This window comes from Arthrobacter sp. 05T45 (genome assembly GCF_056395875.1).
Genome location: NZ_JBFTKI010000003.1, coordinates 158,044 through 181,814, shown reverse-complemented (window position 1 = coordinate 181,814; position 23,771 = coordinate 158,044). Strand labels below are relative to the sequence as shown.

Below are 23,771 nucleotides of genomic sequence, written 5' to 3'. Positions count from 1 at the left end.
GGGATTAGAAGGTGTTGCTGAGCTTGCGCGTGACATCGGCGAGGGACTGGTCGTCGCCCACGTTGCCGGCGAAGACGATGTACGGGATGCCCTTGGCCGGTCCGTCCACCGGTTCCCACAGGCTGACGATGCCCGGCAGCATGGGCCCGCGGACTATCGCGTGCCGGATTTCCAGGCCGTGTGCGGCCACGTCCGAGGATGTGATGCCGCCCTTGGCGATTACGAAGCGGGGCGGGAAGGTCTTTAGCGTGCGGTTCACCACGGCGACGACGGCGGCAGAGACGGTGCGGGCGATCCGCAGGCTTTCGGCGGCGTCGGAGGTCTTGATCAGGAGCCGGCTCGTGTGCACGATCACGTCGCCGCCGCGGAGGGCAGCGACGACCGTGTCCACGGTTTCGTCCAGGTACTCCCCCGCGTTGTCGCCGAGGAGCTTCTCGACGTCGATCTCCACGATCCGGGCCGCGCTGTGCTGCTCGGTGAGGGCGTTGAGCTGGCGGGTGGTGACACCGACGTGCGAGCCGACCACGATCAGGCCACCGGCTTCCGAGGGGATGTTGCCCGCATAGGCTTCCTCGCCGCTGAGTTCGGTGCGGATTTCCTGGCCGATCCGTGCCCGCACAAACGGCGGGCCCACGCGGTAGAGCAGCTTCTTGCCGCGGCTTTCCGCTTCTTCCAGGCCCAGGGCCAGCGCCCGCAGGTCGTTTTCGGTGACGATGTCCGCCACGATCGGAGTCGAATCCGTGGCGGCGTCGATGGCATCGGCAATGGCCTTGGCGGAGATCATCGGATCGGCGGATGCCCGGATGATGTCCAGATCCAGCACGATCACCGAATCCGCGGGGAACCGGCCGTTCGACTTCTCCTCGACATACTTGGCCATCTCCGAGTTGGCGAAGCCGAAGCTGGCGTCCCGGGCGAATTCGGTCTCGGCCACGGGGGTGAGCTGCCCGGCGTCCGTGCCTGTGCCGCGGGTGAAGTGCACGCCGCCGACCGTCACGCGGCCGGCGTCGGGGAACGCGGGAACGATCACGACGCCGTCCGTCTTCTCGCCGTTGACGGCGGTGACGGTGGCTGCGATGACGTCCGGTTCGAGCGGGTAGTGTCCGCGGAGGGTGGAGTCGCTGCGGCTGACAAAGCTGAGCCGAAGCGCGGGTTCAGCGGACGCTGCGGCCGCGAGTGCGTTGCGGACGATCTCCTCGTTGCGGGCAGCCGCCTCGGCAGGGTCAAGGCTGCGGGTGTTGGTGAGCACGTAGACCGCGCGCTGGCGCTGGCCGTCGACTTCGTAGGCGAACGCCCAGGCAAAGTCCGCCACTTCCCAGCGGGTGAGGACCGGCAGGTTCGCCACGGACTGGGTGCCGGTGGGGTCGTCGTCGAGTACGACCAGGACACGGGGGGATGCCTCGGAGGAGGCGGCCACGCTGTCTGCCACCAGCCGGGCGGGGATCTGTACTTCCGCGGGGAAAGCGGCCAGCACGTCTGCTTCGAGGGGCACTATGCACTCCATTGTGTGTGGATCTGTCAGTGGAAAACTGCGGTTCTCCGCGAGCCGCAGCAGGAACAAAATGTAAGATGTCAGACATCTTGCATATGAATGCTAGTGTGGCATATGGCACAACGACGCGCAAGTAGACTTGGCCATCACGGAGCACGCCATCAGGCAACAAGTCGCTGAACGGGGAGAATTGGCTAGGAAATCGCTGGTCGGCGTTGTGGCCGACGAACTGCTGGACCGGATTATTGGCGGCGAGTTCCCGCCCGGCGCGAGCGTCCCCGGCGAACTGGAGCTCAGCTCCCGGCACGAAGTCAGCCGCATGACCGTGCGCGAGGCCATGAAAACCCTTGAAGCCCAGCGGATCCTCAGCGTGGAACGCGGCCGGGGCACGTTCGTGAACCCCGTGAACCGCTGGGGCTCCCTGGACGCCGTGCTGCGGGCAGCCTCGGAGGGCACAAACGACGCCTCGGCCGCCATCCAGCTCATCGAGCTCCGGCGGATGCTGGAGACGGGCGCCTGCGAACTGGCTGCCGGGCGGATGTCGGACACGGACATCCAGGCCCTCCGCGCGCACGTCGACAGGATGCGGCTGGCCCACGAGAGGAATGATCTCGCGGCATTCGTGGAGGAAGACCTCGCTTTCCACGACCTCATCCTGCAGGCCTCGGAAAACGTCTTCGTCGCCGTGTTATTCGAACCCTTGCACCGCGTGCTGGAAAAACGGCGGACGGAAACTTCCAAGGTGCCGGAGATCCAGGAGCACGCCATCGGGCACCATCAGAACATCGCTGACGCCCTGGCCTCCCGCGACCCGCACCGCGCCCGCGACGCCATGGACGCCCACATGCAGCAGACCCTTGACGATCTAAAGACCTTCGTGCTGGCCGGAGGCCCCGCCTGACGCGGACCCGCGCTTTGCCCGGATAATGAACTCAGGCGAGCGAGAGGAAGAGCTTCTCGAGTTCGGCGCGGTCCAGGCTGGGGTCTTCCTGCTGCATGCACTGCTGCAGGCCCGTGGCAATGATGGAGAATCCAGCCTTGTCCAGGGCACTCGACACGGCCGCCAGCTGGGTCACGACACTCTTGCAGTCACGGCCCTCCTCGATCATCCTGGTGACGGCCGCGAGCTGGCCCTGGGCGCGGCGAAGCCGGTTAATGACAGGCTTCATGTCGGTGGGATCGAGTTCCATTGGTTCCTCCGGTTCGATGCGTCAGGCTCCACATTATACCCCCCTGAGTATTCCGCCTCCCGGGTGGCGGACGGCCGGGGGTGGCCTCGCGGCCGCATGCCGCCCCGCTAGGGGCATAAGTACCTAGCGAGGCATGGAATATCGGCGTATTGCTGGTGATGTGAACGCCGCCAGGTTCCTAGAGCCGGACGCCGGCGGTACCGGCGTCAACCTCCCCGCCGCGGGGCCGTGGCATCCAGGGGATCAGAGCTCCGCACGCGGCCGTGCCGGTGACCTGCGTTCCCGGCCCTGGAGCCGGTATGTCGCTTTGGGCGACTCGTTCACGGCAGGCGTCGGCGACCCGGAACCGCTGAGCCCCGGGGGCATTCGGGGGTGGGCGGACCGCATCGCCGAGGAACTCGGCGAGGGCCGCCGCGAGTTCGGGTACGCAAACCTTGCCATCAGCGGCCTGGTCCTGCGCGAAATACTCGACCAGCAACTCGGACCGGCCCTGAACCTGAAGCCTGACCTCGTCTCGCTCTCCGCCGGCGGGAACGATCTCGTGTTTCATCGCGGCGATCCGGACCGGATGGCCGCGGCCCTGGACGACGCCGTGGCAGCCCTCTCTGCCACCGGGGCCACGGTGGTCCTGTTCACCGGGCCGGACTGGGGCGAAACCGCTGTGTTCGGACACATCCGGGGGAAGGTCGCGGTATTCAACGAGAACATCCGTGTCATCGCCGCCCGGCGTGATGTCGTCATCGCCGATTTGTGGGCCCTGCGGCAACTGAGCGATCCGCGGATGTGGGATCCGGACCGCCTGCACTTCTCGCCGCTGGGACACCACACCATTGCGGCCATGGTCCTGGACACGCTCAGCGTGCCACACCGTCTGCGGCCGCTGGAACCGAAGCCGATGCCGCCGGGCAACTGGCGGGAGACCCGGGCCGGTGACCTGGCATGGATGGCGCACTACATGCTGCCCTGGATGGTGAGCCGGATCAGGCCGCGCGCAGACACCCCGCCCCGGCAGGCCAAACGCCCGCTGCCCGGACCGCCTCCCGGGGTCCCGGACTCCGGGCACAAACCCCTAGTCCGGCCGGGTTCGGTCGGCTAGTCTGCAGGAACGGCCCACAGCCGGGCATCGATGGCGATCACGAGGAGCGAAGTTGCCTAATCACACTTACAGCATTTCTGAAATTGTCGGAACCTCGAACGAGGGCGTCGATGCGGCCGTCCGGAACGGCATCGCCGAGGCCGCCAAGACCCTCCGGAACCTTGACTGGTTCGAAGTCAAGGAGATCCGCGGCCACCTTGAAAACGGGCAGGTCGCCGACTGGCAGGTCACCATCAAGCTCGGGTTCCGCCTGGAGCGTTGACGCCAGACTCCGGAGCGGGCCGGCACGCACCGTCCCGCTCCGGAGAAACCCGCAACCCGTCAGGGCAGAGGAGGCCAGGGCGGAGAGGAAAACTTCATGCGCTATACGCATCTGGGCCGCTCCGGCCTGACAGTCTCGCGCCTTTGCCTGGGCACCATGAACTTTGGCCCGCAGACCGAGGAGACGCAGGCCTTCGCCATCCTGGACACCGCGCAGGCCGCCGGCATCAACTTCGTCGACACGGCCAATGTGTATGGCGGGTCCAGCCACCGCGGCTGGACGGAGGAAATACTCGGCCGCTGGTTCGCCCAGGGGGGCGAGCGCCGCGAGCGCACGGTGCTTGCCACCAAGTTGTTCGGCACCATGACCGACCGGCCCAACGAGTCCAAACTCTCGGCACTGCACATCCGCCGGGCGCTCGATGCCAGCCTGAAACGGCTGCAGACGGACTACATCGATCTGTACCAGTTCCATCACGTGGACCGGAACACGCCCTGGGATGAGATCTGGCAGGCTATCGAGGTCGCCGTCCAGCAAGGCAAGATCCTGTACTCCGGCAGCAGCAACTTCGCCGGCTGGCACATCGCCCGGGCCCAGGAAACCGCCGGCCGCCGCAACTACAACGGGCTGGTCAGCGAACAGTCGATTTACAACCTGCTGACCCGGGACGTGGAACTCGAGGTCATCCCGGCCGCCCAGCAGTATGGCCTGGGGATCCTGCCATGGTCGCCGTTGCACGGCGGCCTGCTCGGCGGAGTGCTGAAAAAGGAGAACGACGGCGTCCGCCGCATCGCGGGCCGTGCCCTTGAGGCGCTCAAGTCGCACCAGAAACAGATCCGGCGATACGAGGAATTCGCCGCCGAACTGGGTCAGGAACCCGCGGACCTGGCACTCGCGTGGCTGCTCCACCAGCCGGCAGTCACCGCTCCGATCATCGGCCCGCGTACCCTCGAGCAGCTCGAAGCCTCCGTCAGGGCGCACAAATTGAAGCTCGACACCGATGCGCTCAAGCGCCTCGACGAGATCTTCCCGGGCCACAGGACGGCTCCGGAAGACTACGCATGGTAGGGCGCAGTCGGCTGTTTTGGCACCCCGCCCGGCGAACCCACGGGTGTCGGGTGGCTCTTTGATACTAAGCATGATTAGTATTAGGGCAGAAGGATGTAGCGCACCCGGCGATCCGGGTGCCTCCTCTATGAAAGAAGAAGGAACGAAAAATGGGTTTTCTCGCATTTCTGATTCTGGGCCTCATCGCCGGCGCCATCGCTAAGGCTATCCTCCCGGGACGTCAGGGCGGTGGCATCATCATCACTCTGATCCTGGGCGTCGTCGGCGCCCTGCTCGGCGGATTCATTGGCAGCGCACTGTTCGGCGTTGGCATCAACGAGTTCTTCTCGCTGTCGACTTGGCTGCTGGCCATCGGCGGTGCGATCATCGTCCTGCTCGTTTACGGCATGATCAGCAAGCGCTCAGCCCGCTAACACGGAAGCTGACCGGAAACCGGCCCTGGGTTATTCCCGGGGCCGGTTTTTTGCACTATTTTGACAGCAAGGCGGCCTGCCGGCCGCATGGTCCGGCACTGCCACCCACTGTCCACGAACTGTTCAACAACGTCTACTTTTCACCTACGTCAGGGAGCAGGAGCACAGCATGAAGGGCAAATTTCTTTTCGCCACCGGACTGGCAGCAGGGTACGTCCTGGGATCGCGGTCAGGCCGCGCAGCCTATGACAAGCTCAAGGCCAGGTCGGCAGAGCTCTGGAACAGCAAGCCGGTCCAGGACAAGGTGGCCGCGGCAGCAGAAACGGTCAAAGACAAAGCCCCCGAGGTCTCCGAGCATCTCGGCGAAGCCGCGCGCCGCGCCGGTACCGTCATAAGCTCCGCTGTCCACCGCGATGCCGGCCACGGAAGCACGTCCGCGGCCACGCCCGGAACGGCCACGCCCGGAACGCCGGCACCCGCGGCCCGCGATGTCCATTCCGACCCTGCGCTCACCGACCAGACCGGCCAGGACTGGTCAGACGAGGGCGGCGCCACCCCGGCGGGCCCCGCCACCAACGTGGACGGGGACAAACTGCCCTAGGAGTTTCTTTGAGGGGCCACCGTCGCCGCCCCTGCCGGCTACCGCCCGCCGGAGGGCAGCAGCACGCCGGCCACCACGGTGGCCCCCAGTTCCTCCGAGCGCAGCACCCGGGCCGCCAGTCCGTGCCCGCGGAGGATTCCGGCCGTCTGCGCGGACTGCCGGCGGCTGGTCTCTATCAGCACGTGGCCGCCGGGCGCCAGCCACTGCCGCGCGCCTGCGGCGACCCGCCGCTGCACCTGAAGCCCGTCGACGCCGCCGTCGAGGCAGGCCCGCGGCTCGTGGACGCGCGCTTCCTGCGGCATGGTTTCGATGTCTGCCGAGGGAACGTAGGGGGCGTTGACGGCCAGCAGCCGGACCCGGCCCCGGAGGCCCGCCGGGAGGGGAGCATAGAGATCACCCTCGTGGACCTCCCCGCCCAGGGGCAGGACGTTGGTGCGTGCACAGGACACGGCCGCGGGGTCGATATCGGCGCAGTGGAGTTCGGCGGGGCCGGCGAGGGCCGCGAGCGCCGCACCGACAGCGCCGGACCCGCAGCAGAGATCGACCACGACCGGTGCCGGGGCGTCGCCCCGCACCATGCGGCTTGCGTCCAGGAGCGCAGCGGCCTGCCGGACGAGGAATTCCGTCCGGCGGCGGGGCACGAAGACTCCGGTGTCGACCGCGATGCGGAGTCCGCAGAATTCCGCCCAACCGAGAATGTGTTCAAGGGGAAGGCCGACGACCCTCCGGCCGGCCATCCGTTCGAGCGCCTCCGGGGTCGGGGCCGCGTCGATCAGCAGGCGGGCTTCGTCTTCGGCAAACACGCAGCCGGCTGCCCGGAGCCTGGCCGTGAGTATCTCGTGCGGGGAAAGATGGCGGATTACTGGCATGGGTGCGCCTTTCGGTCGGGTGTCAGACGCCCTCACCGTGAGCTGGCCGAGGCCGGCACTGCTGGGCGGGCATCCTTTCTGGACTTGCGTGAACGGGACCCACCTCCTTTTGCTGCAGTTGCTCGATTGCCCCATGCTACCGAAGCCGCCCGCGGCCAGCTGTGATTGGGTCTGCTGTGATTAGTCCGGGTTTTGCGGCGGACTGCGGCGGCGGATTGTGACGCCTGCTTGGGATGCCTTGGCGGCGGCGGCTGGCAGGATGGCAGCATGGACTCCCTCCCTGCCCACGATCTCATCTGGACCGGCTCCTACACGGCAGATTCCGGCGGCCGCGGCACGGGGATCGGCGCGGTTGCCGCGGCGGCCGACGGCACATTGCGCTGGTTGGGTGTTGCGGCGGCGGCCGACTCGCCGTCCTTCCTGGCGGTCCACCCGTCTCTCCCTGTGGTCTATGCCGTGGCCGAGCAGGCCAGGACCGTCCGGGCCTACCGCCGGGCCGGCGCGTTTGGACTGGAGTCCGCGGGCCCGGCGTGGCCGGCCGGTGACGCGGCCTGCCATGTCGCCGTCGAGCCTTCCGGCCGTTTCCTCGTTGTCTGCTGCTGGGGCGACGGCCGGGTGCTGTTCTATGAGCTCGACGCCGACGGCGGCATTGTTGACCGGACGGCCGGCGTCGAATCGCGCGACCCGTACGGTGAGACTCCCGGCGGCGGCCCCGGCGAACGGGAAAAACGGCCGAGCCGCGCTCATGCGGCACTTATGCTGGCCGACGGCAGGGTGATGACCACCGACCTCGGCCACGACCTGCTGCGGATCTGGAATGTCGGATCCGGACCGGGGCTGGCTCTGGGGCCGGCCCTGGACCACGAGGTGGTCCTGCCGCGGGGCAGCGGCCCCCGGCACCTGGTCCAGCATCAGGGCGGCCATGTCTTTGTGGTGACCGAGTATTCAATCGAGGTGGCTGTGGCCGGGTTGTCGCCGGACTCCGGGGACTTCCGGCTCGGATTCGTCGGGCCCGCCGGCGCCGCCGGGGCGCAGCCGGATGATTCGGCGGCAGAGATCGCGTTGGCGGCCGACGGCAGGTACGCCTATGTGGGCGTCCGCGGTTCGAACCGGGTCTGCGTGCTGGAGGTGGAGGCCGGGGGCGCGGCGCTGCGTCCGGTGGCCGACGTCCCCAGCGGCGGCGACTGGCCCCGGCACCACGTGGTCCGCGACGGCTTGCTGCACGTCGCCCACGAACGCTCCGGCGACATCGTGACGTTTCCTCTAGACGCGGCATCAGGGTTGCCGGGTATCCCTGCGGACCGGCTGCAGGTGGCCTCCCCCACGGCGCTGGTGCCGGCCCGGCCCCGGCTGGCGCACCGGGGGTGAGGAGCCGGCGCCCGGCTGACGCGGTGCTGCGGCGAAGAGCAGGCCGCCGGGTCAGCAGGCCGCGGCAAGCCCCGCAGCAGCCTGATGGACGCCCTGTTCGCCCCCATCCAGCTGGATCCCGCCCAACTGAAACCCTCCCTCCGGCTGGAACACGCTCTCCGCCTGGAAACCGTCGGCGAAGTGGAGTCCGTCCCCCGGCTGGATACCGCCGTCGAGCTGGAAGCCACAGGGACAGCGCCACAGGGCCGGAAGATCGAGGGACGGGTCCGCGGGCCCGAACGAGTAGGAGGGCATCGCCGGCTCCGGCGAGGTCCACTGCATGGGTGCGCCGCAGTGCAGCGGGGCGCCGGGCGGGAGCACTGTCGCAGGGTCCCCGGTCAGGGTTGCGGATTCAGCCACGGCGCCTACTCTCGTTGAGATCTAAAAAACAAGTAGTAAGCATACATATAACTAGTTAAACGAGCTAGTTATGCCGCTCGGCGCCGATGGCCGCGCTCATCCGGCGGAGGAAAGTGATGACCACGCGGGCGTCCTCCGCGCTCATGGACTCTGCCACCTCCATCATGCGCCGGTGCATGTGTCCAAGCGTGGCGCGGACTTCGGAGTCCGTCGCCACCGTCGGCACGATCACAAGGGAGCGCCGGTCCGTCGGGTGCGGCTCCCGCCGGACATGCCCGCTTGCTACCAGCCGGTCGATCAGGGACGTTGTGGAAGCGGTGGTGATGCCCAGGACGCGGCTGAGATCCTTCGGGCCAACCCGTTCGCCTGTCGCCTTAGCCCGCAGCAGGTAGCGCAAAGCCAGCAGGTCCGTCTCACCCATGCCCATCGAATCGCGGGTGGACCGCCTGGTCGCCACCTCCGAGATCCGATAGTCGCGGAGGGCCTGCAGGATCGCCGCCGGAGGATCCAGGCTGTCATCGGGGCCATACCAGTATCCGGAGGCGCCGTGGGAGTCCATTCGCCAAGCCTAGCGGAACTGGTAACTAGCCAGCCGTGCAATCCGGGTGGCTGCAGCCACACGGCCCCAGGGCGCCGGAGCCCTGGCGGCTAGGGCCCCGGACCGCCCGGACTGGACCCCGGTGGCGGGCACAAAAAAACCCCGGCCTCCTGTTGCCAGGAAACCGGGGTTTTTCCACTCTTCGCTAAAAGAGTGGGCCCTGTGGGGATCGAACCCACGACCCACGGATTAAAAGTCCGATGCTCTACCAACTGAGCTAAAGGCCCCAGCCGACAGCCCCGAACCAGCGGATAAATCCGCTGATGCAGCGCGTTTCGGCCCAGTCCATTTCTGGACGTTAACACTGTACCCCAGACCCGGGCCGGCTTTTTTCACGTTGGCCGCACCGGCGGCGTCGGCCCCCGGCGTCTACGGCAGCAGCGCGCACCGATCCTCGATTCCCTTGCGGCACTGGAGTAGCGTGGGGGCATGAGCGAGCAAGCAGGATCAAGCGCCCCCGGCCCGCGGCACCACAAGCCGAAACCCTTCGCACCGATCGACTTTGAGCCTTTCGCCGGAGGGGCCGATCCTGCCCGCGTCTCGGAGGCGGCCCATCTGGCCGCGCAGGCTCTCGTGCGCCGCGGCCGGGACAGCGACGATCCTAAAGTCACCAAACGGCTCGTCAAACTCGCCGATGAGCAGGGCCTGGAAGCAATCGCTGAAATGTGGGCCGAAAGCCCCGCCCGGTCCCTCCCCGGCGCGCTGTGGCGTCTGTACGCCCTGCGGGCCGCCACCATCCAGGATCCCGAGCGGATCTCCGTCTACTTCAAGGCGGGCAAGGACACGGCCCAGGTTTCGCATGTGGTCGCCGGCGCGGCCGAACCGCCCGGCGCCGATGAGATGAAATCCATGGCGGACGCCATCCTCTCCGGGGCGTTCGACGGCGAATTCGACGTCGCCCTGGAACGCTCCGCAGCGTTCTGCCGCGTGGTGGCCCTGGGCCAGGCAACGCTTGCGGATAACGCCGAGCACAGCAACGAAAACCACGCCAGCAAACTCACCCGCAACTCGCATCTGCTCGTCAAGACGGCCGAGGACCTCGAGCACGCCGCCAACGCGTGGCGGCTGGGCGAGCTGGACTGAGGGGCCTGGCGGCAGGGGCCCGGATGACGGGCCCGCAGCACCCAGGACACGCACGACGCGGGCAGGCTGTCAATGTTGACTTGCATGAACCTACGTAGAAAACTAAAAGCGGTGCCGAACCGCGAAACCCCCGGGCTTCAACATTTAGCCGCCTAGAGCGGCCTACCGCCGAGAGGCGTATCCGGTTCGGCACCATTTTCATGCCTTCTTACCCTGATGTTCGCCCGGTTTTCACCTGCGCCGTCACACGCCGCGTCGGGCCGGGCCGGACCCGCCGGGGACGGTAAAGTGATGTATGCACTGGTCACCGTCAAGTCACACGGCCGGCCGGCTCCACCCGCGAACCTCCTCCCGGAAGACCGGTGACACCACGTGAAGCTGCGCCTGTTCCCCCAGGAGTCCGCCGGACTGAACCTGCTCTCCCAAATGGCGCGCCAGATCGTGCTGGGGACCGGAACACTCTCGGAGATCCTCGGCGCCCCGGCCAGCGAGCATGCCCGGCTGGTGGAGGACATGCACAACCACGAGGCCAAATCCGCGGAGCTGCACTTTGCCCTCCTGACCCACATGCGCACCAGCTTCGTGAACCCGCTGCCGCGCGAGGACATGTACACGCTGTCCCGGTTCCTCAACGAGGCCATGGAGAAGCTCGACGCCGCCGCCGAGCTCGTCTCCCTCTACAAGCTCGAACGGCTGCCCAGGCGGGCCGCCGACCAGCTGGAAATCATCAGCCGCCAGGCCGAACTAACGGTCGATGCGATGCGGCGGCTGAACAATCTGGACGACCTCGAGGACTACTGGATCGAGATCCTGCGCCTGGCCAAGCGTGCCGAGCGCACGCACCGGGTCTGGGTCGCGGACATGCTCCACGAGATGAAGGCCATGCAGTACGCGCGCAACCGCGACGTCGCGAACCAGCTCGTGGAAGTCACGAAGGACATGCGCCGGATCGCCACCCAGGTGGGCAGCATCATCGTCAAGGAATCCTGACGTGGTGCTCTTCTTCCTTGCCCTGGTGCTGCTCTGCGCCGGGGCCTTTGCATTCCTCAACGGGTTCAGGGACGCGTCCTCGTCGGTGGCGCTGGCCGTGCGGACGCGGGCGCTGACCCCAACAGTGGCGGTGATTCTGGCCAGCCTGTTCAACTTCATCGGTGCCGGGCTGAGCGCCGTCCTGGCGCTGGCCGTCAGCCAGGCGTGGCTGTCGCTGCCGCCGGGCACAAACGGCCTGACGATTCTGCTGGCCGCGCTGCTGAGCGCCATCCTCTGGGGCGTCTACTTGTGGTGGCGCGGCATTCCCTCGTCCTCCACCCATGCCCTGGTCGGCGGCCTCGCCGGGGCGGGGGTCGCGAGCGTCGCCGTCGGCGGAAACCCCGTCATGGGCGTTGACGCCTCGCTCCTGTCCCAGGTGGTGCTCCCGCTGCTGATCTCACCGGTGATCGCCTATGCGGGGTCGTTCCTGCTGGTCTGGCCCGCGGGCTGGGCGGCCCGGTACACGCCGCCCAATGTCGTCAACACCCGCTCCCGGCGGGCCCAGGCCATTGCCGCGGGCGCCGTCGCCTTCGGGCACGGGCTGCAGGACGGCCAACGCACCAGCGCCGTGGTGATCCTGGCGCTGCTGGCGGCCGGTCTCTCCGACGGCGGTTCGGTGCCGGCGTGGGTGGCCCTGCTGACGGCCGTCTTGCTGTCGGCGGGAACCCTGGCGGGCGGGTGGCGGATTTCCTACACCATCGGCTACCGGCTGACCCGGGTCGATCCCCTGCGCGGATTCGTCGCGCAGATGTACAGCGCGGTGATGCTGCTGGTGGGCGCGATCGGGCTGCACTGGCCCGTCTCCACCACGCACACGGTGACGGCGGCAACCCTTGGCGCCGGCGCCAACCAGAGTTTCCCGGGCACCGACCGGCGGCTGGTGATCCGCATCCTGGTGTTCTGGGTAGCGACCCCGGTTGTCACCGCCGCCGCCGCGTTCGTCCTGCAGTTGGCGCTATCGACGGTGGCCGGCCTGTAGGACTCGGTTGGTTATCCGAAGCGGCCGGAGACGTAGTCCTCGGTGGCCTTCTCGGTCGGGTTGCTGAAGATCGTGGGGGTGTCGCCGAACTCGATCAGCTTGCCCGGCTTGCCGGTGCCGGCAATGTTGAAGAAGGCCGTCTTGTCCGACACGCGGGCCGCCTGCTGCATGTTGTGCGTCACGATCACCACCGTGTACTGGTCCTTGAGCTCGTTGATGAGGTCCTCAATGGCCAGCGTCGAGATCGGGTCCAGGGCGGAGCAGGGCTCGTCCATGAGGATCACCTGGGGTTCAACGGCAATCGCGCGCGCAATGCACAGGCGCTGCTGCTGGCCGCCGGAGAGCCCGGAGCCGGGCTTGGCCAGACGGTCCTTGACCTCGTTCCAGAGGTTGGCCCCCTGCAGGGACCGCTCCACCAGGACATCGGCCTCGCCCTTGGAGATCTTCGTGTTGTTCAGCTTCACGCCGGCCAGCACGTTGTCCCGGATGGACATGGTGGGGAACGGGTTGGGGCGCTGGAACACCATGCCGATCTGGGACCGGACGGTGACCGGATCGACGCCGGGGCCGTACAGGTTGTCCCCGTCCAGCAGCACTTCGCCCTCAACCCTCGCACCGGGAATGACCTCGTGCATGCGGTTCAGGGTGCGCAGGAAGGTGGACTTGCCGCAGCCCGAGGGGCCGATGAAGGCCGTGACGGACTTGGCGTCGATGTTGATGTTGACGCCTTCGACGGCCAGGAATTTGCTGTAGTAGACGTTCAGGTCCTTGACGTCGATGCGCTTAGACATGGTGTTCCTTCACTTGCTGGAGGTAGGGGCGGCGGGCGCGGATGGCCTAGCGGCCTGTCTTGGGGGCGAAGATGCGGGCAATCAGGCGGGCGCCGAGGTTGAGCAGCATCACCAGGATGATGAGCACCAGGGCCGCCCCCCAGGCCCGTTGGGAGGACGGATCCGGGTTGGACGGCGAGGTGGGGTTCAGGATCTGGGTGTAGATGAAGGTCGGCAGCGAGGCCATCCAGCCGCTGAACACGTTGGTGTTGATGGTGGTCGCGAATCCGGCGGTGACCAGAATTGGCGCGGTTTCGCCGATCACGCGGGCGATCGCCAGGGTGATGCCGGACGCGATGCCGGAGATCGCCGTCGGGAGAACCACCTTGAGGATGGTCCGCCACTTGCGGACGCCGAGGGCGTAGGCGGCCTCGCGGAGTTCGTTGGGCACGATCTTGAGCATTTCCTCGCTGGAGCGGACCACCACCGGGATCATCAGCACCGACAGTGCGACGGCGGCGACGGCGCCGGTCTTGGTGCCCGGGCCGACCACCGCGAAGAACGCGGCGGCGGCGAACAGACCGGCGACAATCGAGGGGATGCCGGTCATGACGTCCACGAAGAAGGTGATGGCCCGGGCCAGTGCGCGGTCCTCGCCGTATTCCACGAGGTAGATCGCGGTCAGCAGGCCCACGGGGACCGAGATGAGGGTGGCGAGCACCGTGATCAGCAAGGTGCCCATGAGCGCGTGGTAGATGCCGCCCAGCAGGGGGGCACCTTCCTCGACCGTCTTGTTGTCAAAGGCGCCGGTGACACCGTTCATGGAGGTGGTGAGGAAACCGGGATCCAGGAGCCCGGGTAGCCCATTGATCAACACGGTCCAGATCACCGAGAACAGGGGCAGCAGGGCAACCAGGAAGGCCCCCACAACCAGGCAGGTGGCCAGCTTGTCCTTGGCTTTGCGGGCGCCTTCCACAATAAGGCTCCAGCCCACCAGGCCGGCGGCGAAGAGGACGGCGGAGACGATTCCCCAGCCGAAGGCATTGAAGCCGATCAGCGCGAGGATCGCGGCGCCGAGGATCAAGGCAACGGCCAGGACGATGTACGGCGCGGCCTTGGGCAGTTGGCCCCTGGTCAGCGCCGAGCGCTTGCGTACCGGAGTCAGGGTGGAGGTCATTTAGTTGGCTCCCGAGAATTCTTTGTGCCGGCTGATGATTCCCCGGGCAATCATGTTCACTCCGAGGGTAATGACGAACAGCACCAGGCCCGCGGCGATCAGCGTGCTGACCTTGAGCCCGCTGGCCTCGGGGAAGTTCAGGGCGATTTCGGCGGCGATGGTCTGGTTGCCGGTCTGGATCAGGCTGGCGGTCAGGGCTCCGGAGGACAGCACCAGCGCGACGGCCATGGTCTCGCCGAGGGCCCGGCCCAGTCCCAGCATCACGGCGCTGATGATTCCCGGCCGGCCGAACGGCAGCACGGTCATCCGGATCATCTCCCAGCGGGTGGCCCCGAGCGCCAGCGCGGCCTCTTCGTGCAGCTTGGGGGTCTGCAGGAAGATTTCGCGGGTCAGGGAGGTGATGATCGGCAGGACCATGACGGCGAGCACGATGCCGGCCGTCAGGATGGTCTTGCCGGTGGCGGAGGCGGGGCCCTGGAAGATCGGCAGCCAGCCCATGTTCTCGGCCAGCCAGTTGTACGACGGCGAGATTTCCTTGGCCAGGAACGCGACGCCCCAGGCGCCGTAGACCACGGACGGGATGGCGGCGAGGAGGTCAATCACGTAACCCAGGCCGGAGGCGAGCTTGCGCGGCGCGAAGTGCGAAATGAACAGCGCGACGCCGATCGCGATCGGCGTCGCGATCACGAGAGCGATCACCGAGGCGATGAGGGTGCCGATGACGAGCGGCCAGATGTAGGTGAAGAATCCTTCGCCGCCCTGGATCTTGTCCGCCGGAGCCACGAGGGCGGGGAGCGCCTGGATCACCAGAAACAGTGCCACGCCGAAGAGCACGACGAGGATCAAACACCCTGCTGCCAAGGTGGCTGCGGAAAAGACTTTGTCACCGGCGTGGCCTGCGCCCCGGGACTTGGTCAGGGAGGTGGTGGTCACTTCACGGTCCTTCGGTTTGGATGGGATCCGGGCGCCGGGTGCGGAGGCCTCCGCGGCCGGTGCCCGGCAAATCTTGATGTATGGAACAAACGCGTCAGTTCCCTGCTCCATGGCGGCCGCCGGTGACGGCCGCCATGATGCAGGGAACCTCGATCAGGCCTGTGTTTCCACTATGCCTTTTTCCACTTCGCCTCGCGGCGCAGCGTATCCCTAGGCCTTGGCCTTGACGGAGTCGACGGCAGCCATTGCCTTGTCCTGAAGGGTCTTGGACAGCGGCGCCGACTTGGCGGCGTCGGCGGCGGCCTGCTGGCCCGCGTCGGAGGCGGCGTACTTGACGAAGGCCTTGACCAGGTCAGCGGTGGCCTGCGTGTCGTAGCTGGTGCAGACGATGTGGTAGGACACCAGGACGATCGGGTAGGCACCCGCGACCGTGGTGGTGCGGTCCAGCTTGATGGCGAGGTCGTTGGCGTTGCGGCCCTCGACCGGCTTGCCCTGGTCGACTGCCTTGGAAGCTGCCTCGGCGGAGATCTTCGTGAAGGAGTCGCCGACCTTGATCTGCGCGGTGCCGAGCTTGCCGCTGACAGCGGAGTCGTCGGCGTAGGTCACGGCGCCGGGGGTGTCGGTGACAGTCTTGACGACGCCGGAGGTGCCCTTGGCGTTCTCGCCCTTCAGGCTGGCGGGCCAGACGCCGGCTGCCTTGTCGGTCCACACGGAGGGGGCTACGGCGGACAGGTAGTCGGTGAAGTTGGTGGTGGTGCCCGAGTCATCGGAGCGGTTCACCGGTGTGACCTTGAGGTCCGGCAGCTGGACGCCCGGGTTCATGGCCGCGATGGCGGGGTCATTCCAGTTGGCGACCTCGCCGCGGAAGATCTTTGCGACGGTGGCGGCGTCGAGCTTCAGGTCCGTGATGCCAGGGACGTTGAAGGCGACGGCGATCGGGGAAATGTAGACCGGAATGTCAATGGCTCCGTCGGGACCACACTTTTCCTTGGAGCTGGCGAGTTCGTCATCCTTGAGGTAGGCATCGGAGCCGGCGAACTGGGCCGAGCCGTCGAGGATCGCCTTGCGTCCGGCGCCGGAACCGTCCGGGGAGTACTGCACAGTTGCGCCCTGGTTCGCGGTAGCGAAGTTGGTCTTCCAGACATCCATGGCTGCGCCCTGGGCGGAAGAACCGATGCCGGTCAGGGTGCCGGTGACCGCGGGACCCGAGGCGGACGGCGCCGCGGTCTGGGCCGTATTGGTTGCGTTGTCCGAACCGCAGGCGGTCAGCGCAAGTGCGCCGACGGCGATTACAGCGATAGCCGCGTTGCGGCCGAAGCGGAGAGCCTTCACTGAGTTGTACCCCTTCCAGGGCTGTGAGTGCCGGGCCCGGAGAAGGCCCGCAGGGATGCGTACGGGTTTGTACCTTTACCGACCGTAAGTGGCCCAGGTGAAGAGAATTGCGGACCAAAGTGAACGGCCGGTGAACGACGCGGGACTATTGGCTTACATATGCCGGGCCGCCATTGTGTTCTGTGCGTCACAGTCGTATCAGCCACACAGTGCCCGCGGCCCGTGCCGTGTCCTGCCGCGCCGGCCGTCCCGGCGCAGCAAATAGACTGGAGGGCATGGCCTCCGCGACTGGACTCTCCGCAAGCGCACGATTCCTGCGCGGCCGGGTCCGCACCGGCTTTGTCCGGAGCCGGAACTCCCTGGGCCCGGCCATCCAGATGACCACTTGCGCCGTGGGCGCTTACGCTTTCGCAGAATACGTCCTGGGTCACAGCGGGCCGTTGTTTGCGGCCACGTCATCCCTTATTGCGCTCGGTTTTTCCCGCGACCCCAGACTGCGCCGCGTCATCGAGGTGGGCTTGGGCTGCACGCTCGGAATCGTGGTCGGAGACCTGCTGCTGCACTGGCTGGGCTCCGGAATCTGGCAGGCCGCCGTCGTGCTCCTTTTCTCCATCCTGCTGGCCAGGTTCCTGGACAGCGGGACGATTTTCACGACGCAACTGGGCCTGCAGTCGGTCCTCGTGGTGCTCCTGCCCGCACCGATCGGGGGCCCGTTCACCCGCAGCATCGACGCCGTGGTGGGCGGAGTGTTCGCGCTGCTGATGACCGTCCTCGTTCCCAAGGATCCGCGGCGTGAACCCCGCAGCGACGTCAAGAAGCTCCTGCACGAGCTCGCCGAGGTGCTGCGGGAATGCGCCTCGGCGCTGAGCTACAGCGATTCCACCCAGGCCTGGCATGCCCTCATCCGGGGCCGGAACTGCCAGCCGCTCGTCGACGCCATGCGCCAGTCGCTGCGTGCCTCCGGCGAAGTGGCAACCCTGGCCCCAGCCTACCGGCGGCACCGGGACGAGCTGGACCAGATGGAGCAGTCGCTGGACTACATCGATCTTGCGCTGCGCAACAGCCGGGTCTTTGCGCGCCGCCTGACCAGCGCCATCAACCATGCGGCGCTCTCGGACGAGGCCACCCAGAACATCGCCGAGGTCCTGCAGGAGACGGCCGCCGCCGTCGACGAACTCTCGCTCGGTCTGGCGGAAGTACACGACGGCGCCCGCCGCGCCCACCTGCGGACAGCACGCTCGGAGCTGCGCGAGATCGCCGTCCGGCTGCATCCGCGGATACTGGACGTCCAGCGGCTGGAGGGCGAAACGGTGGTCATGCTGTTCCGCCCGCTCATGGTGGACCTGCTCGAGGCCGCGGGGCTGGATTCCAAGGAAGCCCGGGACATCCTGCCCCCGCTGTAGCTGCTGCAGCTGGCGCACGGCGCGCTTGTTGTCGCTGGCCCCCCGCCGGCGCACTTGTTGTCGCTGGCCCCCGATAGTGTGGACCAATGGCTACGAAGACTTCCCGGGGGCCGAAGGCGCCCGGCTATAAATGCGCCGAATGCGGCTGGACGACGGCCAAGTGGGTGGGCCGCTGCGGCGAGTGCCAGGCGTGGGGCAGCGTGGAGGAGACCGGCACCGCCGTCGCCCGGACGACGGCGGCCACGACGGTCCTGGAACCGGCCCGCCGGATCGCCGACGTCGACGCCACTACCGCCGCTTTCCTGCCCACCGGCGTGGATGAACTCGACCGTGTGCTCGGCGGCGGGCTGGTGCCAGGCGCCGTGATCCTGCTGGCGGGCGAGCCCGGGGTGGGCAAGTCGACGCTGCTGCTGGACGTTGCGGCCAAGTTCGCCCGCACGGCGCAGGACGTCCTCTACATCACCGGTGAGGAATCCGCGGCCCAGGTCAAGCTCCGCGCGGACCGGATCGACGCCGTCGCCGAATCCCTGTACCTGTCCGCCGAAACTGACCTGGGGCAGGCCCTGGGGCAGGTGGAGAAGCTGGAGCCGCGCCTGCTGGTGGTGGACTCAGTGCAGACCCTCAGCAGCGCCGACGTCGAGGGCAGCGCCGGCGGCGTGTCCCAGGTGCGCGAGGTGGCGGCGTCCCTGATCGCCGCGGCCAAGCGCCGCAACATGACCACGCTGCTGGTCGGGCACGTGACCAAGGACGGCTCCATCGCCGGGCCCCGGCTGCTGGAACACCTCGTGGACGTCGTCTGCCAGTTCGAAGGCGAACGGCACTCGCGGCTGCGGCTGCTGCGCGCGGTCAAGAACCGCTACGGACCCACCGACGACGTCGGCTGCTTCGATCTGAACGAGGACGGCATCGAGGGCCTCGCCGATCCCAGTGGGCTGTTCGTCTCCCGGACCAAGGAGCCCGTTTCGGGAACCTGCATCACGGTCACGCTGGAGGGCCGCCGGCCGCTGCTGGCCGAGGTGCAGGCGCTGCTCGCCGAGAGCGCCAGCTCCCAGCCCCGCCGCGCCACCAGCGGGCTCGACAGCTCGCGCGTCGCGATGCTGCTGGCCGTCCTGCAGCAGCGCGCCGGCTGCCTGCTGAACAAGGACGACTCATACGTGGCAACGGTCGGCGGGGTCAAGCTCAGCGAACCCGCCACGGACCTCGCCGTGGCCCTGGCTGTGGCCTCGGCCAAGGCCAGGAAGCCGCTCCCCCAGCGGCTCATAGCCTTCGGCGAGGTGGGCCTGGCGGGCGAAGTCCGCCCGGTGCCCGGCATCAACCAGCGCATCCAGGAGGCGCACCGGCTCGGCTTCACCCATGCCGTGGTACCGGCCAGCCCCAACGGGCACGGACCGGTTCCGGCGGGCTTCTCGGTCCGCGAGGTCGGCCACCTGGCCGAGGCCCTGGGACTGCTGATCAGCTGACGCCGCAAATGCCGGGTGGTCTGGTGGTCTGGGACCTCGGGACGATGGGCGTTATCGAGGTCCGCTGAGGCTGGAAATGCCCTCTTGCCAAAGATACCCCCCGGGGGTATGTTTGGCGTAGCCGCAGATGACTGAGCATCCGTCAGGAGCACACACCATGGAACACCGGCACAGCAGCCCCGGCGCGGACCAGGGCCTCAGGAACCACAGCCCGGGCGGGACGCCGCACGGCAACCATGCCGTGGGCTCCGCCGCGGATGAGCACACGGTACACAGCCACGGCCAGCATGCCGGGCACAGCGTCGCGATGTTCAGGGACAGGTTCTGGCTGTCACTGGCCCTGGCCGTGCCGGTGGTCTTCTTCAGCCCCATGTTCGCGGAACTCCTGGGCTACGCTCCTCCCGCCTTCCCCGGCTCAGCGTGGATCCCGCCGGTGTTCGGCACGGCGATCTACCTCTACGGCGGCCGTCCGTTCCTCAAGGGCGGACTCAATGAACTGAAGACGCGAAAACCGGGGATGATGCTGCTGATTGCCATGGCCATCAGCGTCGCCTTTATCGCCTCGTGGGTGACCAGCCTCGGCATCGGCGGTTTCGATCTCGACTTCTGGTGGGAGCTGGCGCTGCTGGTCCCCATCATGCTGCTGGGCCACTGGATCGAGATGCGCGCCCTCGGCTCGGCGCAGGGTGCGCTGGATGCCCTGGCGGCGCTGCTGCCCGACGAAGCGGAACGCGTCACGGCCGCCGGCACGGAGACCGTCAGCCTCGCCGAACTCCGCGCCGGGGACACCATCCTGGTCCGCCCCGGCGGCCGGATGCCGGCCGACGGCACCGTCAGCGGCGGGCAGGCCGAATTCGACGAATCCATGATCACGGGCGAATCAAAAACCGTCCTGCGGGCCCCGGGGGATCCCGTGGTGGCCGGAACCATCGCCACTGACAACTCCGTGCGGGTCCGGGTGTCGGCCATCGGCGAGGACACGGCCCTCGCCGGGATCCGGCGCCTCGTGGCCGAGGCGCAGGCGTCCTCCTCCCGGGCCCAGGCCCTGGCCGACCGGGCTGCGGCCTTCCTCTTCTACTTCGCAGCCGGCACCGGCGTCCTGACGTTCATCTTCTGGACCCTGATGGGCAGCATAGGAGACGCGGTCACCCGCACCGTGACGGTCCTGGTAATCGCCTGCCCCCACGCCCTCGGCCTTGCCATCCCGCTCGTCATCGCCATTTCCACCGAGCGCGCCGCCCGGGCGGGCGTCCTGATCAAGAACCGGATGGCCCTGGAGCGCATGCGGACAGTCGATGTCGTGCTGTTCGACAAGACCGGAACCCTGACCAGGGGCGAACCGGAACTCAAGGAAGTCGCCGCCGCAGACGCGGGCACAACCGGCCAAGACGCCGCGCAGGATACGGTGCTGGCACTCGCGGCCGCCGTGGAGGCTGACAGCGAACATCCCCTTGCCCGCTCAATCGTTGCCGCCGCCCGGGAACGGGGACTGAAGCTTCCGACGGCGGACGGGTTCACGTCGCTGACCGGCCGCGGGGTCCGCGCCACGGTCGACGGCCGCACGGTCCAGGTGGGCGGTCCGGCCCTGCTCCGGGAGCTGGGTCTGCAGGAGCCGCCGGAGTTGGCCGCCACGACCGGCGCCTGGCTGGAGCGCGGCGCAGCGGTGCTCCATGTCGTGGACGGCGGCAGGGTCCTGGGTGCTGTCAGCCTCGAGGACGCTGTACGGTCCGAGTCCCGCCAGGCCGTCCGGGCCCTGCAGGCACGCGGCATCAAGGTGGCCATGGTCACCGGCGACGCCCGGCAGGTTGCGCACGCCGTCGCCGCCGAGCTCGGCATCGACGAAGTGTTCGCCGAGGTCCTCCCCGCCGACAAGGACAAGAAAGTGGCGGAGCTCCAAGGCCGCGGGCTGAAGGTGGCCATGGTGGGCGACGGCGTCAACGACTCCCCCGCGCTGGCACGGGCGGAGGTGGGGATCGCGATTGGCGGCGGCACGGACGTGGCCGTGGAATCTGCCGGCGTGGTCCTGGCCGGCAACGATCCGCGGGCTGTGCTGTCAATGCTCGATCTTTCCAGGGCGAGCTACCGGAAGATGTGGCAAAACCTCGTGTGGGCCACCGGATACAACATCATCTCGGTGCCGCTGGCTGCCGGTGTCCTCGCCTTCGCCGGAATTGTCCTGTCCCCCGCCGCGGGCGCCGTGATGATGTCGGCGTCGACCATTGTGGTTGCCCTGAACGCCCAGTTGCTGCGCAGGCTCAAGCTCAACCTGGCCGCGGTCAGCTGAGCTGGTGGAGGCCCCCATGCCGGAAATCACCCGCCGTGAGTCATCATTCGGGAGATCGTATGCCCGGGTGGGTCCTCGGATGGACGCCCGCGGCGCAGCAGAGCACCGCCGCCGGCTCGTCGCGCCGGCGCACGGCTTCGTCATCGAAATCGGGGCGGGCTACGGGGCCACCTTCCCGTTCTACCCTTCCACGGTGTCCGGCGTGCTGGCCCTCGAACCGGACCCCACGCTCCGTGCGCTGGCCCTCGCCGCCGCCGGCAAGGCGCCTGTGCCCGTCACGGTGAGGGACGGCGTGGCGGAAGCGCTGCCGGCGGCGGATGCCTCGGCCGACGTCGTCGTCTCCAGTTTGGTGCTGTGCAGCGTGGCGGACCCGTCCCTCGCCCTGGCGGAGGTGGTCCGGGTCCTGCGCCCCGGCGGCCTGCTGCTGTTCTACGAACATGTCCGCTCAGCGCACCGCCTGCTGGGGGCCGCCGAAGACCTGCTCACACCGCTGTGGGGCCGGATGGCAGGCGGATGCCACCCGAACCGTGACACCGCAGCCATGATCGCCGCGGCAGGCCTGAGCGTGCAGGGCGTCGAGCGCTTCGGCTTTTCGGTGCTTCCCGGCAATCCGCGGCTGGCCCACGTCCTCGGCGCGGCGGGCAAATCCTGACCCCGCCCCGTCACAACGAAGAGGGGCGCCTGCCGCGATGGCAGACGCCCCTCTCATGATTTCGCTCCGGCTGAGCCGGCCTGGATTTGCTAGGCCTTCTTGGGCGGCAGGGCCAGCTTGAAGATCTTCGCCCACGTGGAGCCGACCTGCTTCAGCAGCGGACCCGTGGTGTACGGCAGTCCGTAGCGCTTGCAGATCTCCTGCACCTTCGGCTGCACCTCCGCGTAGCGGTTCGAGGGCAGGTCCGGGAACAGGTGGTGCTCAATCTGGTGCGAGAGGTTGCCGGTCATGAGGTGCATGAACTTGGAGCCGGAGATGTTGGCCGAGCCGATCATCTGCCGCACATACCAGTCACCGCGGGTCTCGCCCTCCACCATTTCCTCGGTGAAGGTGTCGGTGCCTTCGGGGAAGTGGCCGCAGAAGATCACTGCGTGCGCCCACACGTTGCGGACGGCGTTGGCGGTCAGCGTGCCGTAGAGGGCCTGCTTGCCGGAACCGGTCAGCATGGCGACGGCGGGAGTGGCGGCGTAGTCCTTGGTGAACTGCGTCAGTGCCTTGCGGCCGAGGGCCTTCAGGTCCTTGGTCAGGGCTTCCTTGGACTTCCGGCCCTCTTTGTAGTCCACCAGTTCGAGGTCGTAGATCGCGATGCCCCACTCGAAGACCGGTGCCAGCAGCGCGTTGTACAGCGGGTTGCCCAGGTTGAAGGGCGTCCATTTCTGGTCCGGATCCATCCGCAGCAGGTTGTATCCGATGTCGTTGTCCTTGCCGACCACATTTGTCCAGCGGTGGTGGAGATCGTTGTGGGTGTGCTGCCAGGAGCGCGCGGGGGTGACGAAGTCCCATTCCCAGGTGGTGGAGTGGATGTCCGGGTCCCGCATCCAGTCCCACTGCCCGTGCAGGATGTTGTGCCCAAGTTCCATGTTTTCCAGGATCTTGGCGAAGCTCAGCAGCGCGGTGCCGGCGAACCAGGCGGGCTTCTTCTTGCTGACAAGGAGCAGGGCACGGCCGGAGAGCTCCAGGCCGCGCTGGATCTTGATCATGCGGCGGATGTAGGCGGCATCGGCGGACCCGCGCTTGGCGAGGATGTCATCCTTGATGGCGTCGAGTTCGCGCCCCAGCTCCGCCACCTGCTCGTCGGAGAGGTGGGCGGCCGCGGGCGGACGCAGCAGCGGGCTGCCGGTCTCGGCGAGGGCGCCGGGCCGCGTCTTCGCGACCGTGACGACCTTCGCTGTGTCGGCTGAACCGCTGGTGGCGGGGGTGTCGGCGTCGGAAAGGTCCGGTTTGTTGGAAACAATCGTCATGCGGTGATACTC

24 protein-coding genes and 1 tRNA gene are annotated in these 23,771 nt (G+C 67.8%); 14 read left to right on the top strand and 11 right to left on the bottom strand.

The genetic code is table 11. The annotated features are described in order from the left end of the window. Nucleotides 1-4: 4 nt before the first annotated feature. Entirely contained in the window at nucleotides 5-1,492 is a 1,488-nt protein-coding gene (locus tag AC1DGD_RS05415; protein ID WP_476856134.1) for a four-carbon acid sugar kinase family protein, read from the bottom strand. 190 nt (nucleotides 1,493-1,682) lie between these two features. Here AC1DGD_RS05415 and AC1DGD_RS05410 point away from each other — a divergent pair, with 190 nt between their 5' ends. Continuing rightward, the gene (locus tag AC1DGD_RS05410; protein ID WP_223914664.1) at nucleotides 1,683-2,393 is read left to right on the top strand and encodes a FadR/GntR family transcriptional regulator; all 711 of its coding nucleotides are present in this window, start codon (nucleotides 1,683-1,685) and stop codon (nucleotides 2,391-2,393) included. Between the two features lie 31 nt (nucleotides 2,394-2,424). Here the strand turns inward: AC1DGD_RS05410 and AC1DGD_RS05405 are convergent, their stop codons facing one another. Continuing rightward, nucleotides 2,425-2,682 (bottom strand): metal-sensitive transcriptional regulator, encoded by a 258-nt coding sequence (locus AC1DGD_RS05405; protein ID WP_018774886.1) that lies wholly within the window; start codon nucleotides 2,680-2,682, stop codon nucleotides 2,425-2,427. 133 nt (nucleotides 2,683-2,815) lie between these two features. Between AC1DGD_RS05405 and AC1DGD_RS05400 the strand changes: the two genes are divergently transcribed. The 5 genes from AC1DGD_RS05400 (at nucleotide 2,816) to AC1DGD_RS05380 (ending at nucleotide 6,122) form a co-directional block, all read left to right on the top strand. Beyond that, nucleotides 2,816-3,778 (top strand): SGNH/GDSL hydrolase family protein, encoded by a 963-nt coding sequence (locus tag AC1DGD_RS05400; protein WP_476849881.1) that lies wholly within the window; start codon nucleotides 2,816-2,818, stop codon nucleotides 3,776-3,778. 52 nt (nucleotides 3,779-3,830) lie between these two features. Then, a complete protein-coding gene (locus AC1DGD_RS05395; RefSeq protein WP_223914666.1) occupies nucleotides 3,831-4,040 on the top strand; it encodes a dodecin in 210 nt (69 codons plus the stop codon). A gap of 96 nt (nucleotides 4,041-4,136) precedes the next feature. Beyond that, entirely contained in the window at nucleotides 4,137-5,108 is a 972-nt protein-coding gene (locus AC1DGD_RS05390; protein WP_223914667.1) for an aldo/keto reductase, read from the top strand. 149 nt (nucleotides 5,109-5,257) lie between these two features. Further along, nucleotides 5,258-5,521, top strand: coding sequence for a GlsB/YeaQ/YmgE family stress response membrane protein (locus tag AC1DGD_RS05385; RefSeq protein ID WP_018774889.1), 264 nt, complete (start codon nucleotides 5,258-5,260; stop codon nucleotides 5,519-5,521). A gap of 169 nt (nucleotides 5,522-5,690) precedes the next feature. Beyond that, nucleotides 5,691-6,122 carry a hypothetical protein gene (locus AC1DGD_RS05380; RefSeq protein WP_476856133.1) on the top strand — a complete coding sequence of 144 codons (432 nt, stop codon included), beginning with the start codon at nucleotides 5,691-5,693 and terminating at the stop codon, nucleotides 6,120-6,122. A 38-nt stretch (nucleotides 6,123-6,160) separates the two neighbouring features. Here the strand turns inward: AC1DGD_RS05380 and AC1DGD_RS05375 are convergent, their stop codons facing one another. Further along, the gene (locus tag AC1DGD_RS05375) at nucleotides 6,161-6,991 is read right to left on the bottom strand and encodes a putative protein N(5)-glutamine methyltransferase (protein ID WP_476856132.1); all 831 of its coding nucleotides are present in this window, start codon (nucleotides 6,989-6,991) and stop codon (nucleotides 6,161-6,163) included. Between the two features lie 267 nt (nucleotides 6,992-7,258). Between AC1DGD_RS05375 and AC1DGD_RS05370 the strand changes: the two genes are divergently transcribed. Next, nucleotides 7,259-8,359 (top strand): lactonase family protein, encoded by a 1,101-nt coding sequence (locus tag AC1DGD_RS05370; protein WP_476856131.1) that lies wholly within the window; start codon nucleotides 7,259-7,261, stop codon nucleotides 8,357-8,359. Nucleotides 8,360-8,410: 51 nt separating this feature from the next. Here the strand turns inward: AC1DGD_RS05370 and AC1DGD_RS05365 are convergent, their stop codons facing one another. The 3 genes from AC1DGD_RS05365 to AC1DGD_RS05355 form a co-directional block, all read right to left on the bottom strand. Beyond that, on the bottom strand, nucleotides 8,411-8,758 hold the full coding sequence (locus AC1DGD_RS05365; RefSeq protein ID WP_476849886.1) for a hypothetical protein: 348 nt from the start codon (nucleotides 8,756-8,758) through the stop codon (nucleotides 8,411-8,413). Between the two features lie 64 nt (nucleotides 8,759-8,822). Then, nucleotides 8,823-9,317: a MarR family winged helix-turn-helix transcriptional regulator gene (locus AC1DGD_RS05360; protein WP_028276609.1), complete on the bottom strand. Its 495-nt coding sequence runs from the start codon at nucleotides 9,315-9,317 to the stop codon at nucleotides 8,823-8,825. A 193-nt stretch (nucleotides 9,318-9,510) separates the two neighbouring features. Further along, nucleotides 9,511-9,583: transfer RNA gene (locus AC1DGD_RS05355), tRNA-Lys, on the bottom strand. A 202-nt stretch (nucleotides 9,584-9,785) separates the two neighbouring features. Here AC1DGD_RS05355 and AC1DGD_RS05350 point away from each other — a divergent pair. From AC1DGD_RS05350 to AC1DGD_RS05340, 3 genes are all read left to right on the top strand, one after another. Then, nucleotides 9,786-10,439 carry a hypothetical protein gene (locus tag AC1DGD_RS05350; RefSeq protein WP_018774895.1) on the top strand — a complete coding sequence of 218 codons (654 nt, stop codon included), beginning with the start codon at nucleotides 9,786-9,788 and terminating at the stop codon, nucleotides 10,437-10,439. Between the two features lie 372 nt (nucleotides 10,440-10,811). Then, the gene (locus AC1DGD_RS05345) at nucleotides 10,812-11,429 is read left to right on the top strand and encodes a DUF47 domain-containing protein (RefSeq protein ID WP_028276610.1); all 618 of its coding nucleotides are present in this window, start codon (nucleotides 10,812-10,814) and stop codon (nucleotides 11,427-11,429) included. Between the two features lies 1 nt (nucleotide 11,430). After that, nucleotides 11,431-12,447 (top strand): inorganic phosphate transporter, encoded by a 1,017-nt coding sequence (locus tag AC1DGD_RS05340; protein WP_230008137.1) that lies wholly within the window; start codon nucleotides 11,431-11,433, stop codon nucleotides 12,445-12,447. A gap of 11 nt (nucleotides 12,448-12,458) precedes the next feature. Here the strand turns inward: AC1DGD_RS05340 and pstB are convergent, their stop codons facing one another. The 4 genes from pstB to pstS all read right to left on the bottom strand — a co-directional run bounded on the left by pstB (nucleotide 12,459) and on the right by pstS (nucleotide 16,659). Then, nucleotides 12,459-13,238, bottom strand: a complete 780-nt coding sequence (gene pstB, locus AC1DGD_RS05335; protein ID WP_018774898.1) for a phosphate ABC transporter ATP-binding protein PstB — start codon at nucleotides 13,236-13,238, stop codon at nucleotides 12,459-12,461. Nucleotides 13,239-13,284: 46 nt separating this feature from the next. Continuing rightward, complete coding sequence (gene pstA, locus AC1DGD_RS05330) at nucleotides 13,285-14,394, bottom strand: phosphate ABC transporter permease PstA (protein WP_476856130.1); 1,110 nt, start codon at nucleotides 14,392-14,394, stop codon at nucleotides 13,285-13,287. After that, complete coding sequence (gene pstC, locus AC1DGD_RS05325; protein WP_223914675.1) at nucleotides 14,395-15,327, bottom strand: phosphate ABC transporter permease subunit PstC; 933 nt, start codon at nucleotides 15,325-15,327, stop codon at nucleotides 14,395-14,397. Between the two features lie 210 nt (nucleotides 15,328-15,537). Beyond that, complete coding sequence (gene pstS / locus AC1DGD_RS05320) at nucleotides 15,538-16,659, bottom strand: phosphate ABC transporter substrate-binding protein PstS (RefSeq protein ID WP_476849890.1); 1,122 nt, start codon at nucleotides 16,657-16,659, stop codon at nucleotides 15,538-15,540. Nucleotides 16,660-16,934: 275 nt separating this feature from the next. On the opposite strand from pstS, the gene AC1DGD_RS05315 reads away from it, so the two are divergent. The 4 genes from AC1DGD_RS05315 (at nucleotide 16,935) to AC1DGD_RS05300 (ending at nucleotide 22,458) form a co-directional block, all read left to right on the top strand. After that, the gene (locus AC1DGD_RS05315) at nucleotides 16,935-18,062 is read left to right on the top strand and encodes an FUSC family protein (RefSeq protein ID WP_230007454.1); all 1,128 of its coding nucleotides are present in this window, start codon (nucleotides 16,935-16,937) and stop codon (nucleotides 18,060-18,062) included. 86 nt (nucleotides 18,063-18,148) lie between these two features. Next, the gene (radA, locus tag AC1DGD_RS05310) at nucleotides 18,149-19,522 is read left to right on the top strand and encodes a DNA repair protein RadA (RefSeq protein WP_223914678.1); all 1,374 of its coding nucleotides are present in this window, start codon (nucleotides 18,149-18,151) and stop codon (nucleotides 19,520-19,522) included. Between the two features lie 157 nt (nucleotides 19,523-19,679). Further along, nucleotides 19,680-21,806: a copper-translocating P-type ATPase gene (locus AC1DGD_RS05305; protein ID WP_476856129.1), complete on the top strand. Its 2,127-nt coding sequence runs from the start codon at nucleotides 19,680-19,682 to the stop codon at nucleotides 21,804-21,806. A gap of 79 nt (nucleotides 21,807-21,885) precedes the next feature. After that, a complete protein-coding gene (locus tag AC1DGD_RS05300; RefSeq protein ID WP_476856128.1) occupies nucleotides 21,886-22,458 on the top strand; it encodes a class I SAM-dependent methyltransferase in 573 nt (190 codons plus the stop codon). 89 nt (nucleotides 22,459-22,547) lie between these two features. Here the strand turns inward: AC1DGD_RS05300 and AC1DGD_RS05295 are convergent, their stop codons facing one another. Then, nucleotides 22,548-23,759: a fatty acid desaturase family protein gene (locus AC1DGD_RS05295; protein ID WP_243178328.1), complete on the bottom strand. Its 1,212-nt coding sequence runs from the start codon at nucleotides 23,757-23,759 to the stop codon at nucleotides 22,548-22,550. Nucleotides 23,760-23,771: the final 12 nt, after the last annotated feature.

Excerpts from the sequence above, each read along its gene's own strand:
- AC1DGD_RS05405 (WP_018774886.1), bottom strand. The coding sequence starts at position 2,682 with ATGGAACTCGATCCCACCGACATGAAGCCTGTCATTAACCGGCTTCGC.
- AC1DGD_RS05315 (WP_230007454.1), top strand. The coding sequence starts at position 16,935 with ATGGCCTCCGCGACTGGACTCTCCGCAAGCGCACGATTCCTGCGCGGC.
- pstA (WP_476856130.1), bottom strand. The coding sequence starts at position 14,394 with ATGACCTCCACCCTGACTCCGGTACGCAAGCGCTCGGCGCTGACCAGG.
- AC1DGD_RS05300 (WP_476856128.1), top strand. The coding sequence starts at position 21,886 with ATGGACGCCCGCGGCGCAGCAGAGCACCGCCGCCGGCTCGTCGCGCCG.
- AC1DGD_RS05390 (WP_223914667.1), top strand. The coding sequence starts at position 4,137 with ATGCGCTATACGCATCTGGGCCGCTCCGGCCTGACAGTCTCGCGCCTT.
- AC1DGD_RS05295 (WP_243178328.1), bottom strand. The coding sequence starts at position 23,759 with ATGACGATTGTTTCCAACAAACCGGACCTTTCCGACGCCGACACCCCC.
- AC1DGD_RS05360 (WP_028276609.1), bottom strand. The coding sequence starts at position 9,317 with ATGGACTCCCACGGCGCCTCCGGATACTGGTATGGCCCCGATGACAGC.
- AC1DGD_RS05350 (WP_018774895.1), top strand. The coding sequence starts at position 9,786 with ATGAGCGAGCAAGCAGGATCAAGCGCCCCCGGCCCGCGGCACCACAAG.
- AC1DGD_RS05380 (WP_476856133.1), top strand. The coding sequence starts at position 5,691 with ATGAAGGGCAAATTTCTTTTCGCCACCGGACTGGCAGCAGGGTACGTC.
- AC1DGD_RS05400 (WP_476849881.1), top strand. The coding sequence starts at position 2,816 with ATGGAATATCGGCGTATTGCTGGTGATGTGAACGCCGCCAGGTTCCTA.
- radA (WP_223914678.1), top strand. The coding sequence starts at position 18,149 with ATGGCTACGAAGACTTCCCGGGGGCCGAAGGCGCCCGGCTATAAATGC.
- pstB (WP_018774898.1), bottom strand. The coding sequence starts at position 13,238 with ATGTCTAAGCGCATCGACGTCAAGGACCTGAACGTCTACTACAGCAAA.
- AC1DGD_RS05370 (WP_476856131.1), top strand. The coding sequence starts at position 7,259 with ATGGACTCCCTCCCTGCCCACGATCTCATCTGGACCGGCTCCTACACG.
- AC1DGD_RS05385 (WP_018774889.1), top strand. The coding sequence starts at position 5,258 with ATGGGTTTTCTCGCATTTCTGATTCTGGGCCTCATCGCCGGCGCCATC.
- AC1DGD_RS05375 (WP_476856132.1), bottom strand. The coding sequence starts at position 6,991 with ATGCCAGTAATCCGCCATCTTTCCCCGCACGAGATACTCACGGCCAGG.
- AC1DGD_RS05305 (WP_476856129.1), top strand. The coding sequence starts at position 19,680 with ATGGAACACCGGCACAGCAGCCCCGGCGCGGACCAGGGCCTCAGGAAC.